Source organism: Butyricicoccus faecihominis, assembly GCF_024462775.1.
GTDB lineage: Bacteria > Bacillota > Clostridia > Oscillospirales > Butyricicoccaceae > Agathobaculum > Agathobaculum faecihominis_A.
On sequence record NZ_JANGCE010000012.1, the window covers coordinates 50532 to 64329 of the forward strand.

The following is a 13798-nucleotide window of genomic DNA, read 5'->3' on the forward strand; positions in this document are numbered from 1 at the left end:
ATGAAACAAGGCATTTTATACGGCGTGGGCGTCGGCCCCGGCGACCCGGAGCTATTGACCCTAAAGGCGGCGCGCATTCTGCGTCAGTGCGATGTGATCGCCGCCCCGCGCGCGGGCGCGGGCGCGCAGGCGGCGCTTACCATCGCCGCGCCCTACGCGGCGGGAAAGCCGGTGCTGCACTGTGATACCCCGATGACGCGCGACGCGGAAACGCTTGCCCGCAGCCACGACAAGGCGGCGGACGATATCTGCGCCCTGCTGGGGCAGGGCAAGACCGTCGCCTTTTTAACGCTGGGCGACCCCTCGGTCTATTCGACCTATGCCTATGTGCACGACCGCGTGCGAGAGCGGGGCTTTGCGGCGGAGCTGGTGCCCGGCGTGCCTTCGTTCTGCGCGGCGGCGGCGGCACTGGGCCGCCCCTTATGCGTGGGCGAGGAAATGCTGCATATCATCCCCGCTTCCCACGGGGCGACGGAGCAGGGGCTCGATCTGCCCGGCTCCAAGGTGCTGATGAAGGCGGGGCGCGAAATCCTATCCGTGCGCGACGAGCTTGCGCGCCGGGGCGAAATACAAAACGCGGCGCTCGTCGAGCGCGTCGGCATGGAGGGCGAGCGCATCGTGAACGATCTGTCCGCGCTCGCCGATCCGACCGGCTACTTTTCCATTATTTTGGTCAGGGGGGACAAGGCATGATCTACTTTGTCGGCGCGGGCTCGGGCGCGCCCGATCTTATCACCGTGCGCGGCGCAAAGCTGCTGTCGCAGGCGGATGTGATCGTTTACGCGGGCTCGCTTGTCAACCCCGCGCTGCTGGGCTATCAAAAAGAGGGCTGCAAGGTATACGACAGCGCCAAAATGACGCTGGAGCAGGTGATCGGCGTGATGGCGCCCGCCGCGAAAGCGGGGCAGACCGTCGTGCGCCTGCACACGGGCGACCCGTCGGTATACGGCGCGCACCGCGAGCAGATGGACGAGCTGGACCGGCTGGGGCTTGCATACGAAATTTGCCCCGGCGTTTCCTCGTTTTGCGGCGCGGCGGCGGCGCTGAAAGCCGAATACACGCTGCCCGGCGTCAGCCAGACCGTGATCCTGACGCGCATGGAGGGCCGCACGCCCGTGCCCGCGCGGGAATCGATCGAGGAGCTGGCCGCGCACGGGGCCACCATGGTGATTTTCCTGTCCGCCGGGCAGGTGGACGCGCTGTCCCGGCGGCTGATCGCGGGCGGCTACGCGCCCGAAACCCCGGCGGCCATTGTCTACAAGGCCACGTGGCCGGATGAAAAGGTCATCCGCACGACCGTCGCGGGCCTGCCCGAGGCCGCGCGGGCGGAGGGCGTGACCAAAACGGCGCTCATCACGGTGGGCGGCTTTCTGGGCGATCATTACGACCGCTCCAAGCTGTACGACCCCGCGTTCACCACGGGCTACCGGAAGGCGGAAGCATGACGCATCTTAAGATTGTTTCGTTTACCGACCGGGGCGCGGCGCTGGGCAAGCGCCTCGCGGGGCTGCTGCCGGATGTGCTGACCGAGCGGTACGACCGCGCGGGCGACCCCTCTTTGCGGCAAACGTTTTTATCGCGCTTTGCGCAGCAGGCCATGGTGGATTCGGGCGGCATCGTTTTTATCGGCGCGGCGGGCATCGCGGTGCGCGCGGTCGCGCCCTATCTCGCGGGCAAATCGCTCGACCCGGCGGTGCTCGTCGTCGACGAGGGCGGTCGGTTCGTCATCCCGCTGCTGTCCGGCCACCTTGGCGGGGCAAACGCGCTGGCGGAGCGCATCGCGGCCCTTTTGGGCGCGTTGCCCATTATCACCACCGCGACGGACGGGCGCGGCGCGTTCGCGGTCGATACATGGGCCAAGGAAAAGGGCCTTGCGGTCTATGACCCGGAAAATATCAAATGGATTTCGGCGGCGCTTTTGCGGGGCGAAACGGTCGGCCTTGCCTCGGCCTTCCCGGTGGAGGGGCGGCTGCCGCGCGGCGTCAGCCTTTCCGGCCCGGCGCAGTGCGGGTTTGCGATCGGGTTCGACCTTGCCGCAAAGCCGTTTCCGCACACGCTGCATCTGGTGCCGCGCATCGTCCATCTGGGCGTCGGCTGCCGCCGCGGCGTGGACCGGGCGAGGATAGAAGCGGTTTGCGCCGAAGCGCTGCGCGCGGCGGGCGCGCCGCTTTTGGCCGTCGCGGGCGTGCACTCGGTCGACCGTAAGCGCGACGAAGCGGGGCTGCTTCACTTCTGCGACGGGCTGGGGCTGCCGTTCACCGTCTATACGGCGGCGCAGCTCTCGGCGGTAAGCGGTACGTTTTCCGCGTCGGCGTTTGTAAAGGAGACCGTGGGCGCCGACAATGTGTGCGAACGCGCGGCGGTTAAGGGCGCGGGCGGCGGGGCGCTCATCTGCCGCAAAACGGCGCGGGACGGGGTTACAGCCGCCGTCGCCGTTTCGGATTGGAGGGTATCGTTTTGAATCTTTTGATGGTGGGCGTGGATTTTACGCGCGCGGATATCGCGCTGCGCGAGCCGCTCTCCTTTGTGCGCGGGCAGGTGCTGGCGCTGCTGCCGCGCATTGCGGAAAAGCCCGGCGTTTCGGGCTGCGCGCTGCTGGCCACCTGCAACCGCACCGAGCTGTACGTGCATCTTATGGACGGGGCCGAGGCGGACGCGCTTTCCTTGCTTTGCGCCGCCGCGGGCGTGCCGCCGGAAAGCTACCGCGCCGCGGCGCAGGTGCTGCGCGGCAACGCCGTCGCGCGCCATCTGGCCGAGGTCGCCGCGGGCGTGCAGAGCCAGATATATGGGGACGACCAGATCGTTTCGCAGGTGCGGGACGCGGCCGCGCTCGCGCGGCAGGCGGGCGCGATGGACGCGGTGATGGACACCCTGTTCCGCCGCGCCGTGACCGCGGGCAAGCGCGTGCGCACCGAAACGCGGCTGCGCGGCGTGCCGCCCTCGGCGGCCCAGCGCGCGATAGCGCGCGCGGAAACGTTTTTCGGCGGCCTTGCGGGCAAACGGGCCGTGGTGATCGGCAACGGCGAAATGGGCCGCCTGTCCGCCGCGCTGCTGCGGGACGCGGGCTGCGCGGTCACGATCACGCTGCGCACCTACCGGCACGGCGAGACCGTGGTGCCCGCGGGCTGCGCCACCCACCCGTACGACGACCGCGCCGCCCTGCTGGACGGGGCCGATCTCGCCGTTTCGGCGACGACCAGCCCGCATCTGACCATCGCGGCGGAGCAGGTGCGCGCCATGAAACACCCGCCGCGTTTGCTGATCGACCTTGCCATGCCGCGCGATATCGACGGGGCGGCGGCGGGCGGGGGGGTGGCGGTTTGGAACCTCGACGATCTGGGCCGCGCGGCGGATGAAAACGCGGCGGACCGCGCCAGAGCCATGGAGATCGTCGGGGAGGAGCTCGCGGCGTTTGCCGAATGGCACGCTTACCGCCGGTCGCTCCCCGTGATCGACGAGGTAAAGGGTACCGCCCTGCGGCGCCTGCGGTTCGACCATGACTTTTCGGCGCTTTATGAGGAAAACGATGTGGACGGTCTGCTGGAGCTGGCGGTCGGTAAAACGGTCGATTTGCTTTTGGGCGGCATGAAGGAAGCGGTCAGCCCCGAGCGGCTGACCGACTGTCTGGCCCGTATGAGAAAGGGAATGAACGGATGATCTATGTAATCGGCCTAGGCCCGGGCGGCGCGGCGCAAATGACGGCGCGCGCGAAAAACGCCCTAGCCCGGTGCGACACCGTGGCGGGCTACGGCCTGTATCTGGACTTGATCGAAGAGCTGACGGCGGGAAAAACGCGCATCGCCACCGGCATGACGCGCGAGACCGAACGCTGCCGGCAGGCGCTGGATGCGGCGCGGGCGGGGCATACGGTGGCCGTTGTTTCCTCGGGCGACGCGGGCGTTTACGGCATGGCCGGGCTGGTTTTGGAGCTGGCGGGCGAGCGGCCAGACGTTGCGATCGAAGTCATCCCCGGCGTAACGGCGGCGCTTTCGGGCGGGGCCGTGCTCGGCGCGCCCATGACGAACGATTTCGCGTGCATCAGCCTGTCCGACCTGATGACGCCGTGGGCGGTTATCGAAAAGCGCCTGCGCGCCGCGGCGGAGGGCGATTTCTGCATCGCCCTGTACAACCCGATGAGCAAGAAACGGCGGGATCAGCTGCCGCGCGCCTGCGATATCCTGCTTGCCGCGCGCGCGCCGGAAACCGTGTGCGGGCTGACGCGAAACATCGGCCGCGAAGGAGAAACATATGATTTGTTAACGCTCCGCGAACTGCGGGACGCGGCGGTCGATATGCTGACCACCGTGTTCGTCGGCAATTCGCAGACCCGCGTGATCGCGGGCCGCATGGTGACGCCCCGGGGGTACCGGATCGAATGAGCGTTTTTGTTTTTGCGGGCACGAGCGAGGGGCGCGCGCTGCTGAAATTCCTTTCCGCGCGCGGCGTTTGCGCCACGGCCTTCGTGGCGACGGCGTATGGCGAGCAGGTGCTCGAACCCATGCCCGGCGTTACCGTGCACGCGGGCAGGCTTTCGCAGCCGGAAATGGAGCGGGTGCTCGCGGCGGGCGCCGTCTGTATCGACGCGACGCACCCCTACGCGAGCGAGGTCAGCCGCCTGCTCGAAGCGGCGTGCGCGAATACGGGCGCGGAATATTTGCGCCTTGTCCGTCCCGCGCTTACGCGGCAAGGGGCCGATACCGTGCCCGATACCGAAAGCGCCGTTCGCTGGCTGAACGACCACCCCGGCCGCGTGCTGCTGACGACGGGCAGCAAGGAGCTTGCCGCCTACACGGCGGTAAAGGGCTTTGCGGAGCGGATATATCCGCGCGTGCTGCCCACGGCGGCGGTGATCGAAGCGTGCGTGGCGCTGGGCTTTCCGCCCGCGCATCTCATTGCCATGCAGGGCCCGTTTTCGCGGGAACTGAACGCCGCCTTGCTGCGGCAGGTCGGCGCGGAGATTCTTGTTACCAAGGATACGGGCCGCGCGGGCGGCTTTGCGGAAAAACTTAACGCCGCGCGGGACGCGGGCGCGCGGGTGCTGGTCGTTTCCCGGCCGCGCGAGGAAGCGGGCCGCACCCTTTCGGAGATGCGGGACTATCTGACCGCGCGCCTTGGTCTCGCCAAGGCATTGCCGGAAGCGCCGCGCTTTCCGCTATTTGTTTCGCTCGCGGGGCGGCTGTGTGTGATCTTCGGCGCGGGGAAAATAGCGGCGCGCCGCGCTTCTGTCCTTCGGCGCTTTGGGGCGGAAGTGCGCGTGATCGCGCCCGAAAGCCCCGCGGGGCTTGCCCTTTACGCGGCGCGCGGGTACGAGCCGGGCGATCTGACGGGCGCGTTTCTCGCGGTCGCGGCGACGAGCGACCGGGCGGTGAACGCCCGCGTCGCGGCGGACTGCCGGGCCGCGGGCGTGCCGTGCAGCGTGGCCGACCGCGCCGGGGAATCCACCTTCTTTTTCCCGGCCATCTGCGAGGGGAACGGCCTTGTCGCGGGCGTGGTGTCGGACGGCGCGCACCACGAAAAGACCGCCCTCATGGCAAAGCGCATCCGCGCCGTATTGGAGGAAACCGATGAAAACGATTAAAATCGGCAGCCGGGACAGCCGCCTTGCGGTGTGTCAGGCGCAGGAGGTGCTGAACCGCCTTGGCGGCGGCACGCTCACCACCATGAAAACGCTGGGCGATAAGATTCTGGACCGCACGCTCGACAAGGTGGGCGGCAAGGGCCTGTTCGTCAAGGAGCTGGATCTGGCGCTGCTCGACGGGCGCATCGACCTTGCCGTGCACAGCCTGAAGGATGTGCCGATGGAGCTGCCCGAGGGCCTTACGCTTTTGGCCTTTCCGCCGCGCGCGGACGCGCGGGACGCGCTCGTTTTGCCGGAAAGCGGCGTTTGGGATCAAACGAGGCCCATCGGCTGCTCGGCGGCCCGGCGGCAGGCGCAGCTTGGCGCGCTGTTCCCCGAAATAGAGGTGCGGCCCGTGCGCGGCAACGTGCAAACAAGGCTTGCAAAGCTGGAAGCGGGGCAGTACGGCGCGCTGGTGCTCGCGGCGGCGGGGCTGCAGCGCCTTGGTCTTTCGCACCGCGTCAGCCGTGTGTTCACGCCGGAGGAAATGCTGCCCGCCGCAGGGCAGGGCATTCTCGCGGTGGAGGGCCGCGCGGGCGAGTGGGCGGAGGAGACGCGCCTTTTGGACGATGCGTCCGCGCGCGCCTGCGCCATGGCCGAGCGCGCCTTTGTCCGCACGCTGGACGGCGGCTGCTTTTCGCCCATCGCGGCCTATGCCGAAACCGAAGAAGGGCTGCTGCACCTGCGCGGCCTGTATGTAACGGGCGAGGGGCGCGCCGTGCGCGGCGCGCTGACAGGCGCGTGTGACAGCGCCGAAACGCTGGGCAGAACGCTTGCCCTACAACTCAAATGGGAAGCGGAGGGGCGCATATGACAGGGCTTGTCACACTCGTCGGCGCGGGGCCGGGCGATAAGGGCTTGCTGACGCTGGCGGGAGCGGAAGCGCTCCGCGCGGCGGAAGCGGTCGTATTCGACCGGCTGGTCGATCCTTCGATCCTCGCGCTCATCCCGGCGGGGGCCGAAACGGTCGATGTGGGCAAGCGGCAGGGCAGCCACCCCGTGCCGCAGGATGAGATCAACAGGGTTCTCGTCCGGCTCGCTGAAAGCGGCAAAAACACCGTGCGCCTTAAGGGAGGGGATTGCTATCTCTTTGGCCGCGGGGGCGAGGAATGCGAGTATTTGCGGGAACACGGCGTGCCGTTTCGCGTCATTCCGGGCGTTACCTCGGCGCTGGCCGCGCCCGCGTTCGCGGGTATCCCGGTCACGCACCGCGATTTTGCTTCCTCGGTGCATCTCATAACGGCGCACGCGCGGGCGGGCAAGCCGCTCGAAATAGATTTTGAGGCGCTCGTGCGCCTGCGCGGCACGCTGGTGTTTTTCATGGGTCTTGCGGCGCTTAGCGATGTGATGCGGGGCCTGATTGCCGCCGGTATAGACCCCGAAACGCCCGCCGCCGTCATTGAAAACGGCGCGCGCGCCCGTCAGCGCAAGGTTGTGGCGACGGCTTCGTCGCTCACGGAAGCGGTGCGCGCGGCCGATGTGCAAAGCCCGGCGCTCATCGTCGTCGGCCCGGTTTGCGGCCTGTCGGACGCGCTCGATTGGTTTTCGGCGCTGCCGCTTTTTGGCAAGACCGTGGCGGTGACAAGGCCGCGCGACCGGGCGGGCACGCTGTCGGACCGCCTGCGCGCGCTCGGCGCGGAGGTGGTCGAGTGCCCGGTGATCGAAACGCGCGAGATAGAGGACGGCGCGGCCCTTTCCTCAGCCCTGCGGGAAACGTGGAATTGGGTCGTGCTGACCAGCCCGGCGGGCGTGCCCGCGATGGTGCGCGCGCTCACGCGGCAGGGGCGCGATCTGCGCGCGCTTTACGGCTGCCGCTTCGCCGTGATCGGCAAGGGAACGGAAGCGGCGCTTGCAAAGCTCGGCGTTCGGGCCGACCTGTGTCCCGCGCGGTACGACGGCGCGCACCTTGCGCGCGCGCTTGTTGCGGCGGCCAAACCGGGCGACCGCGTGCTGCTGCTGCGCGCGAAGGAAGGTTCGCCCGCGCTGCCCGAGGCGCTCCGCGCGGTGGGCCTGCCGTTTGCCGATGTGCCGGTTTACGAGACCGTGTACCGGGAAGAGGGCGCGGAGGCGCTGCGCGCCCTGCTCGCCGCCGGAAGGCTCTATGCCGCGACCTTTACCAGCGCGTCCACGGTCACGGGCTTTGTCCGCGTGTGCGGCGGCGCGCCGCTTTCCGGCTTTATCGCCGTGTGCATCGGCGAACAGACCGCCAAAGCCGCCCGCGCGCACGGTATGCGCGTGCAAACAGCGAAAAACGCGACGATCGACGACCTGATCGCCTGCTTGATGGAGGGAAACAAACATGTTTAACGATACGATCCGCCCGCGCCGCCTGCGCGCTTCAGACAGCCTGCGGCGCATGGCGCGCGAAACGCGCCTGTCGCCGGACAGCCTGATCTGGCCCATCTTCGTGCGCGAAGGCACGCATATCTATGAGGAGATCCCCTCGCTGCCCGGCCAGTATCACTATTCGCCGGACGAATTGGGGCGCGCGGTCGAACGCGCGCGCGCGCACGGCGTTTCTCGCCTGATCCTGTTCGGCCTGCCCGAAGAGAAGGACGAGATCGGTTCGGGCGCGTGGGCCGAAAACGGGATTGTGCAGCAGGGCCTGCGCGCACTGCGCGCGCTCGACCCCTCGCTCTACCTCATCACCGATGTGTGCATGTGCGAATACACCTCGCACGGCCACTGCGGCATCCTGTGCGGGCACGATGTGGACAACGATCAAACGACCGAGCGGCTGGCGCAGATCGCGGTCAGCCATGTGCGGGCGGGCGCGGACATGGTCGCCCCCTCGGACATGATGGACGGCCGCGTGGCCGCCATCCGCCGCGCGCTCGATGAAAACGGCTTTGTAAACACGCCCATCATGTCCTACGCGGCCAAGTACGCTTCTTTTTTCTACGGCCCGTTCCGCGACGCGGCTGGCTCGGCCCCGTCCTTTGGCGACCGCCGCTCCTACCAAATGGACTGGCACAATGGCCGCGAGGCCATGCGCGAGTGCGCGCTCGACGTGCAGGAGGGCGCGGATATCCTGATGATCAAGCCCGCCATGTCCTACCTCGATCTGGTCTATCAGTGCAAACAGCGGTTTGAACTGCCGGTCGCGGCCTATTCGGTATCGGGCGAGTACGCCATGATCAAGGCGGCGGCAAAGGCCGGTCTCATCGACGAGTACGGCGTGATGTGCGAATCGGCCGTCGGCATGTTCCGCGCGGGCGCGGATATTTTGATCACGTACTTCGCTCCCGAACTGGCGGACGCGATGCGGAAAGGGGATATCGGCTGATGACAAACTCGGAACAGCTTTTTGAACGCGCCAAGCAGGTGCTGCCCGGCGGCGTCAATTCGCCGGTGCGCGCGTTCCGCGCGGTGGGCGGCAAGCCGCGCTTCATTGAAAAGGCCCTCGGCAGCCATGTTTTGGACGCGGACGGGCTGGAATACATCGATTACGTCGGCTCTTGGGGGCCGATGGTGCTGGGCCACAGCCACCCGGATATTCTCGCGGCCGTGCACGAGCGCATGCTCTCCGGCCTGTCCTTCGGCGCGCCGACGGCGCTCGAGGTCGAAATGGCCGAGCGCATGGTGGAAATGGTGCCGCATATCGAAATGGTGCGCATGGTCAATTCCGGCACCGAGGCCGTGATGAGCGCCGTGCGTCTGGCGCGCGGCGCGACCGGACGGGACAAGCTCATCAAGTTCGACGGCTGCTACCACGGCCATTCGGACGCGATGCTGGTCGGCGCGGGCTCGGGCGCGCTCACGCAGGGCGTGCCGGATTCCAAGGGCGTGACGGGCGGCGCGGCGCGGGACACGCTGCTCGCGCAGTATAACGATCTGGATTCTGCCCGCGCTTTGTTTGACGCCAACCCCGGGGCGGTCGCCGCCGTCATCGTCGAGCCGGTCGCGGCCAATATGGGCGTGGTGCCGCCAAAGCCGGGCTTTCTAGAAGGGCTGCGCGCGCTCTGCGACCAACACGGCGCGCTTTTGATCTTTGACGAGGTGATCACCGGCTTCCGGCTGGCAAAGGGCGGCGCGCAGGAGTATTTCAGCGTCAGAGCCGATCTTACTACCTTTGGCAAAATCATCGGCGGCGGCATGCCGGTCGGCGCGTACGCGGGCCCGCGTGAGCTGATGGAGCAGGTCGCGCCCTGCGGGCCGGTCTATCAGGCGGGCACGCTGTCGGGCAACCCGGTCGCCATGGCGGCGGGAATCAAGCAGCTGGAAATCTTAAACGAGCACCCGGACTGCTACGAGGTCATGGAGACCTCGGCCCTGTATTTGGCGAACCACCTGCGCGAAAGCGCCAAAAAGCATGGCGTGCCCATGCAGGTCAATCAAGTCGGTTCTTTGCTTTGCGCCTACTTTACGGCGGAGCCGGTCGATTGCTTCGCGGCGGCGCGGCGCGCGGATACGGCCCAATACGCCGCGTACTTTAACGGCATGCTGGCGCGCGGGGTCTATCTCGCGCCCAGCCAGTTTGAGGCGATGTTCGTTTCGAGCGCGCACACGGTCAGTGATTTGGCGTTTACCGTAAAGGCGGCGGAGGAAACGCTGGCCGAGATGCAGTAAAACTTTTGGAGGGCAACAAAATGGAGCGGCGGTTTTTCATCATAGGCGCGGGTATGGGCGCGCGGGACGGGCTGACGGGCGAGGCGAAGCGCGCGCTGGACGCGGCGGACGCGGTGTTTGCCACGGCGCGCCTTGCCGGCTTGCGCGCGGACGCGAAAATCTGTCCGCTCGGCGAGCTGGCCGAACGGGCCGTTTCATCCGGCGCGGCAAGCGCCGCGCTGCTCGTATCCGGCGATGTGGGCTTTTTCAGCGCCGCGCCCCGGCTGCGGCAGGCGCTGCTGCCGCACGGCGCGGTAACGCTCTTTTGCGGCCTATCCAGCATGCAGGTGTTTTGCGCGAAGCTTGGCATGGCGTACGAGGATGCGTTCGCCGTCAGCCTGCACGGGCGGCGCGGCAGCCTGCTCGGCCCTGTCAGCTATCATGAAAAGGTGTTCGCGCTCACCGGCGGGGAAAACCGCGCGGACGCGCTGTGCGCGGGGCTGGCCGAAGCCGGGCTGGGGCGCCTGACGGTGCATCTCGGCGAAAACCTCGGCGCGGCGGACGAGCGCGTTACCACGGGCACGGCCGCGTCGCTCGCGGGCGCGGGCTGCGGCGACCTTGCCGTGCTGCTCGTGGAAAACCCGGCGGCGGCGGACGCTTCCGCGCCCATCCGCGATACCATGCTCACGCGCGGCAAGGCGCCCATGACCAAGGAAGAGGTGCGCTGGGTCGCGCTCGCCAAGCTCGCGGTGCGGCCGCGCGATACCGTGTGGGATGTGGGCGCGGGCACGGGCGCGATGACGCTGGAGCTGGCCCGCCGCGCGCACTTGGGCCTGACCTACGCGGTTGAACGAAACCCCGAAGCGCTGGCGCTGCTGCGGGAAAACCGCGTAAAGCTCGGCGGGTACAATGTTCTGCCTGTGCCGGGCCTTGCGCCGGAAGCGCTGCACGCGCTGCCCGCGCCGGACTGTGTGTTCGTCGGCGGCAGCGGCGGGGCGCTCGCCGGGATTTTGCGCGCGGCGCGGGAAAAGAACCCCAAGGTGCGCGTCGCGGTCACGGCGGTTTCGCTGGAAACCGTGGGCGAAGCGCTGGGCGCGCTGAGGGAAGCGGGCTTTGCTAATATCGAAACGGTGCAGCTTGCGGCGGCGCGCGGGCAGACCGCGGGCAGCCACACGCTGATGCGGGCGAACAACCCGGTCTATCTGTTTACAGGGGGCGGCGCGCATGGCGAATGACGCGGCGCGGCTGCTCATTGGCGGCACGGGTTCGGGCTGCGGCAAAACCACGGTGACGAGCGCGGTTTTACGCGCGCTTGCCCGGCGCGGCGAAAAGCTGCACGCCTTCAAATGCGGGCCGGATTATATCGATCCCATGTTCCACACCGCGGCGATCGGCGTGCCCAGCCGCAACCTCGACCTGTTCTTTGTGAAGGGCAAAACGGCAAGGGCCATGCTGGCGGACTGCATCCCCGCCGGCGGCGTGGGCGTGGTAGAGGGCGCGATGGGCTTTTACGACGGCGTTTCGGGCGATACGGACGAGGCCTCCGCCGCCCATCTCGCGCGGGAAACGGAAACGCCCGCCGTGCTGGTCGCCAGACCGCGCGGTCAGTCGCTTTCGCTCGCGGCGGAGCTTTCCGGTTTTCGCACCTTTGGAGAAAACACGCTGGCGGGCGTTGTTTTAAACGACGTAACGCGGGCCATGTACCCCTATTATAAGAAAATAGCGGAAAAGGCGGGGCTGCGCGTATTCGGCCATCTGCCGCCCGTGGCCGAGGCCGCGATACCGGACCGGCACCTCGGCCTTGTCACGGCGGGCGAAATAGAGGATTTACAGCGAAAGCTCGACCTGCTGGCCGACGCGGCGGAGTCCTGCATCGATCTTGACGGGCTTGTGGCGCTCGCCCACCGCGCGCCGCCGCTTATGGACAAGCTTGAAACGCCGCCGCCTGTCACGGCGGGGGCGGTGCGCATCGCGGTCGCGCGGGACGAGGCGTTTTGCTTTTATTACGAGGATAACTTCGATCTGCTGCGCGCGATGGGGGCCAAGCTTGTTTTCTTTTCCCCCTTGCGCGACCGGGCGCTGCCCGCCGGGGCGGACGGCCTGTACCTCGGCGGCGGCTATCCGGAGCTGCACGCCGACGCGCTGCAAAAAAATAAAAGCATGCGGGAAAGCGTGCGGCGCGCGGTGGCGGGCGGTCTGCCCACGGTCGCGGAATGCGGCGGCTTTCTCTACCTGCACCAAACGCTGTGCGGCCGGGAGATGGCGGGCGCGCTATGCGGCGCGGCCGATATGACCGCGCGCCTACAGCCCTTCGGCTATGTGACGCTGCACGCCGCGCGGGACAATTTGCTTTGCCCCGCAGGCGGACAAATCCGCGCGCATGAATTTCATTACGCGGCGTCCAGCCTTGCCGGGGACGGCTTTACGGCGCGCAAGCCGAATGGCCGCGCGTGGCCCTCGGCGGTATCTTCGCCCACGCTGTACGCGGGCTTTCCGCATTTGTATTTTCGCTCGAATCCGCTTTTTGCGGAGAATTTTATCCGCCGGTGCGCGGGGATGGAGGCTAAACGATGAACATCAAAGAGTGCGCGGCGGCCATTCGCCCCCCTTGCGGGGAGAGCGAGCAGGCGGCTAGACGCCGCTTTTCCGATATCGCGATCCCGCTGGGCAGCTTGGGGCTGCTGGAGGACGCGGTCGTGCGGCTCGCGGGCATGCAGCGCACGGCGCGGCCAAAGCTCGCAAAGCGCGCGGCGGTGGTATTCTGCGCGGATAACGGCGTGGTCGCGCAGGGCGTGACGCAGTGCGGGCAGGAGATCACCGCGCTGGTCACCGAAAACCTCAGTAAAGGCAGCACCTCGGTCTGCTGCATGGCGCGCCGCGCCGGTCTGGACGTGGTGCCGGTCGATATCGGCGTGGCACAGCCCGTTTCGGGTGCGAAAATCCGGCAGCGCTGTGTGCGGCGCGGCACGGCCGATATGACGAAAGGCCCCGCCATGACGCGGGACGAGTGCGTCCGCGCGGTCGAGACCGGCATCGCCGTCGCGGACGAGCTCGCGGGGGAGGGGTACGCCCTTTTCGCAGCGGGTGAAATGGGCATCGGCAACACGACGACGAGCGCGGCGATCGCCGCCGTGCTCACCGGCGCGCCGGCCTCCGAGATCACCGGGCGCGGCGCGGGCCTCTCCACCGAGGGGCTAAAGAAAAAGATAAGCGCCATCGAGACCGCGATCGCCCTGAACCGTCCCGACGCCGCCGACCCGCTGGATGTGCTGCACAAGGTGGGCGGGCTGGATATCGCGGGTCTCGCGGGCTTGTATCTGGGCGCGGCGGCGCACGGCCTGCCCACCGTGCTGGACGGGCTGATCTCCTGCGTGGCGGCGCTCATCGCGGTGCGGCTGTGCCCGGCGGTTAAGGCGTATCTGATCGCCTCGCATGTATCCGCCGAACCGGCGGGCCGCCGGGTGCTGGAGGAGCTGGGGCTTTCGCCGCTCATCTGCGCCGGTATGCGCCTTGGCGAGGGCACGGGCGCGGTGGCGGGCGTGGCGCTCATCGATCTGGCCCTCGCGGCGTACGACAACATGCCGAGCTTTGCGGAGATCGGCATGCAAGCGTACCAGCCGCTCACCTGACCGC

The 13798-nt window shown here is 67.8% G+C and carries 13 protein-coding genes; all 13 read left to right on the forward strand.

The genetic code is table 11. The features are described 5' to 3' along the window. From cobI to cobT, 13 genes are read left to right on the forward strand one after another with little or no spacing between them, the layout of a single operon-like run. Entirely contained in the window at positions 1-693 is a 693-nt protein-coding gene (gene cobI / locus NE562_RS08170; protein ID WP_280961913.1) for a precorrin-2 C(20)-methyltransferase, read from the forward strand. Beyond that, positions 690-1445, forward strand: coding sequence for a precorrin-4 C(11)-methyltransferase (gene cobM / locus NE562_RS08175; protein WP_280961914.1), 756 nt, complete (start codon positions 690-692; stop codon positions 1443-1445). The genes cobI and cobM overlap by 4 nt, the downstream gene beginning before the upstream one ends. Then, positions 1442-2461 carry a cobalt-precorrin 5A hydrolase gene (locus NE562_RS08180; RefSeq protein ID WP_280961915.1) on the forward strand — a complete coding sequence of 340 codons (1020 nt, stop codon included), beginning with the start codon at positions 1442-1444 and terminating at the stop codon, positions 2459-2461. The genes cobM and NE562_RS08180 overlap by 4 nt, the downstream gene beginning before the upstream one ends. Next, positions 2458-3657 carry a glutamyl-tRNA reductase gene (gene hemA / locus NE562_RS08185; protein WP_280961916.1) on the forward strand — a complete coding sequence of 400 codons (1200 nt, stop codon included), beginning with the start codon at positions 2458-2460 and terminating at the stop codon, positions 3655-3657. The genes NE562_RS08180 and hemA overlap by 4 nt, the downstream gene beginning before the upstream one ends. Then, positions 3654-4379 carry a precorrin-3B C(17)-methyltransferase gene (cobJ, locus tag NE562_RS08190; RefSeq protein WP_280961917.1) on the forward strand — a complete coding sequence of 242 codons (726 nt, stop codon included), beginning with the start codon at positions 3654-3656 and terminating at the stop codon, positions 4377-4379. The genes hemA and cobJ overlap by 4 nt, the downstream gene beginning before the upstream one ends. Further along, on the forward strand, positions 4376-5578 hold the full coding sequence (gene cobK / locus NE562_RS08195; protein ID WP_280961918.1) for a precorrin-6A reductase: 1203 nt from the start codon (positions 4376-4378) through the stop codon (positions 5576-5578). The genes cobJ and cobK overlap by 4 nt, the downstream gene beginning before the upstream one ends. Next, positions 5565-6431 (forward strand): hydroxymethylbilane synthase, encoded by an 867-nt coding sequence (gene hemC, locus NE562_RS08200; RefSeq protein WP_280961919.1) that lies wholly within the window; start codon positions 5565-5567, stop codon positions 6429-6431. The genes cobK and hemC overlap by 14 nt, the downstream gene beginning before the upstream one ends. Further along, entirely contained in the window at positions 6428-7924 is a 1497-nt protein-coding gene (cobA, locus tag NE562_RS08205; protein ID WP_280961920.1) for a uroporphyrinogen-III C-methyltransferase, read from the forward strand. The genes hemC and cobA overlap by 4 nt, the downstream gene beginning before the upstream one ends. After that, positions 7917-8903 (forward strand): porphobilinogen synthase, encoded by a 987-nt coding sequence (gene hemB, locus NE562_RS08210; protein WP_280961921.1) that lies wholly within the window; start codon positions 7917-7919, stop codon positions 8901-8903. Before cobA ends, hemB begins: the two co-directional genes overlap by 8 nt. Then, entirely contained in the window at positions 8903-10186 is a 1284-nt protein-coding gene (gene hemL, locus NE562_RS08215; protein ID WP_280961922.1) for a glutamate-1-semialdehyde 2,1-aminomutase, read from the forward strand. Before hemB ends, hemL begins: the two co-directional genes overlap by 1 nt. Before the next feature lie 20 nt (positions 10187-10206). After that, positions 10207-11400, forward strand: coding sequence for a precorrin-6y C5,15-methyltransferase (decarboxylating) subunit CbiE (cbiE, locus tag NE562_RS08220; protein ID WP_280961923.1), 1194 nt, complete (start codon positions 10207-10209; stop codon positions 11398-11400). After that, positions 11390-12739: a cobyrinate a,c-diamide synthase gene (locus tag NE562_RS08225; protein ID WP_280961924.1), complete on the forward strand. Its 1350-nt coding sequence runs from the start codon at positions 11390-11392 to the stop codon at positions 12737-12739. Before cbiE ends, NE562_RS08225 begins: the two co-directional genes overlap by 11 nt. Next, positions 12736-13794 (forward strand): nicotinate-nucleotide--dimethylbenzimidazole phosphoribosyltransferase, encoded by a 1059-nt coding sequence (gene cobT / locus NE562_RS08230; protein ID WP_280961925.1) that lies wholly within the window; start codon positions 12736-12738, stop codon positions 13792-13794. Before NE562_RS08225 ends, cobT begins: the two co-directional genes overlap by 4 nt. The last annotated feature ends 4 nt before the right edge of the window (positions 13795-13798 follow it).

Bases quoted from the DNA above. Each gene is read 5' to 3' on its own strand.
- cobM (WP_280961914.1), top strand. From the start codon at position 690: ATGATCTACTTTGTCGGCGCGGGCTCGGGCGCGCCCGATCTTATCACC.
- cbiE (WP_280961923.1), top strand. From the start codon at position 10,207: ATGGAGCGGCGGTTTTTCATCATAGGCGCGGGTATGGGCGCGCGGGAC.
- cobA (WP_280961920.1), top strand. From the start codon at position 6,428: ATGACAGGGCTTGTCACACTCGTCGGCGCGGGGCCGGGCGATAAGGGC.
- cobJ (WP_280961917.1), top strand. From the start codon at position 3,654: ATGATCTATGTAATCGGCCTAGGCCCGGGCGGCGCGGCGCAAATGACG.
- cobT (WP_280961925.1), top strand. From the start codon at position 12,736: ATGAACATCAAAGAGTGCGCGGCGGCCATTCGCCCCCCTTGCGGGGAG.
- hemL (WP_280961922.1), top strand. From the start codon at position 8,903: ATGACAAACTCGGAACAGCTTTTTGAACGCGCCAAGCAGGTGCTGCCC.
- cobK (WP_280961918.1), top strand. From the start codon at position 4,376: ATGAGCGTTTTTGTTTTTGCGGGCACGAGCGAGGGGCGCGCGCTGCTG.
- hemC (WP_280961919.1), top strand. From the start codon at position 5,565: ATGAAAACGATTAAAATCGGCAGCCGGGACAGCCGCCTTGCGGTGTGT.
- cobI (WP_280961913.1), top strand. From the start codon at position 1: ATGAAACAAGGCATTTTATACGGCGTGGGCGTCGGCCCCGGCGACCCG.
- hemB (WP_280961921.1), top strand. From the start codon at position 7,917: ATGTTTAACGATACGATCCGCCCGCGCCGCCTGCGCGCTTCAGACAGC.
- NE562_RS08180 (WP_280961915.1), top strand. From the start codon at position 1,442: ATGACGCATCTTAAGATTGTTTCGTTTACCGACCGGGGCGCGGCGCTG.
- NE562_RS08225 (WP_280961924.1), top strand. From the start codon at position 11,390: ATGGCGAATGACGCGGCGCGGCTGCTCATTGGCGGCACGGGTTCGGGC.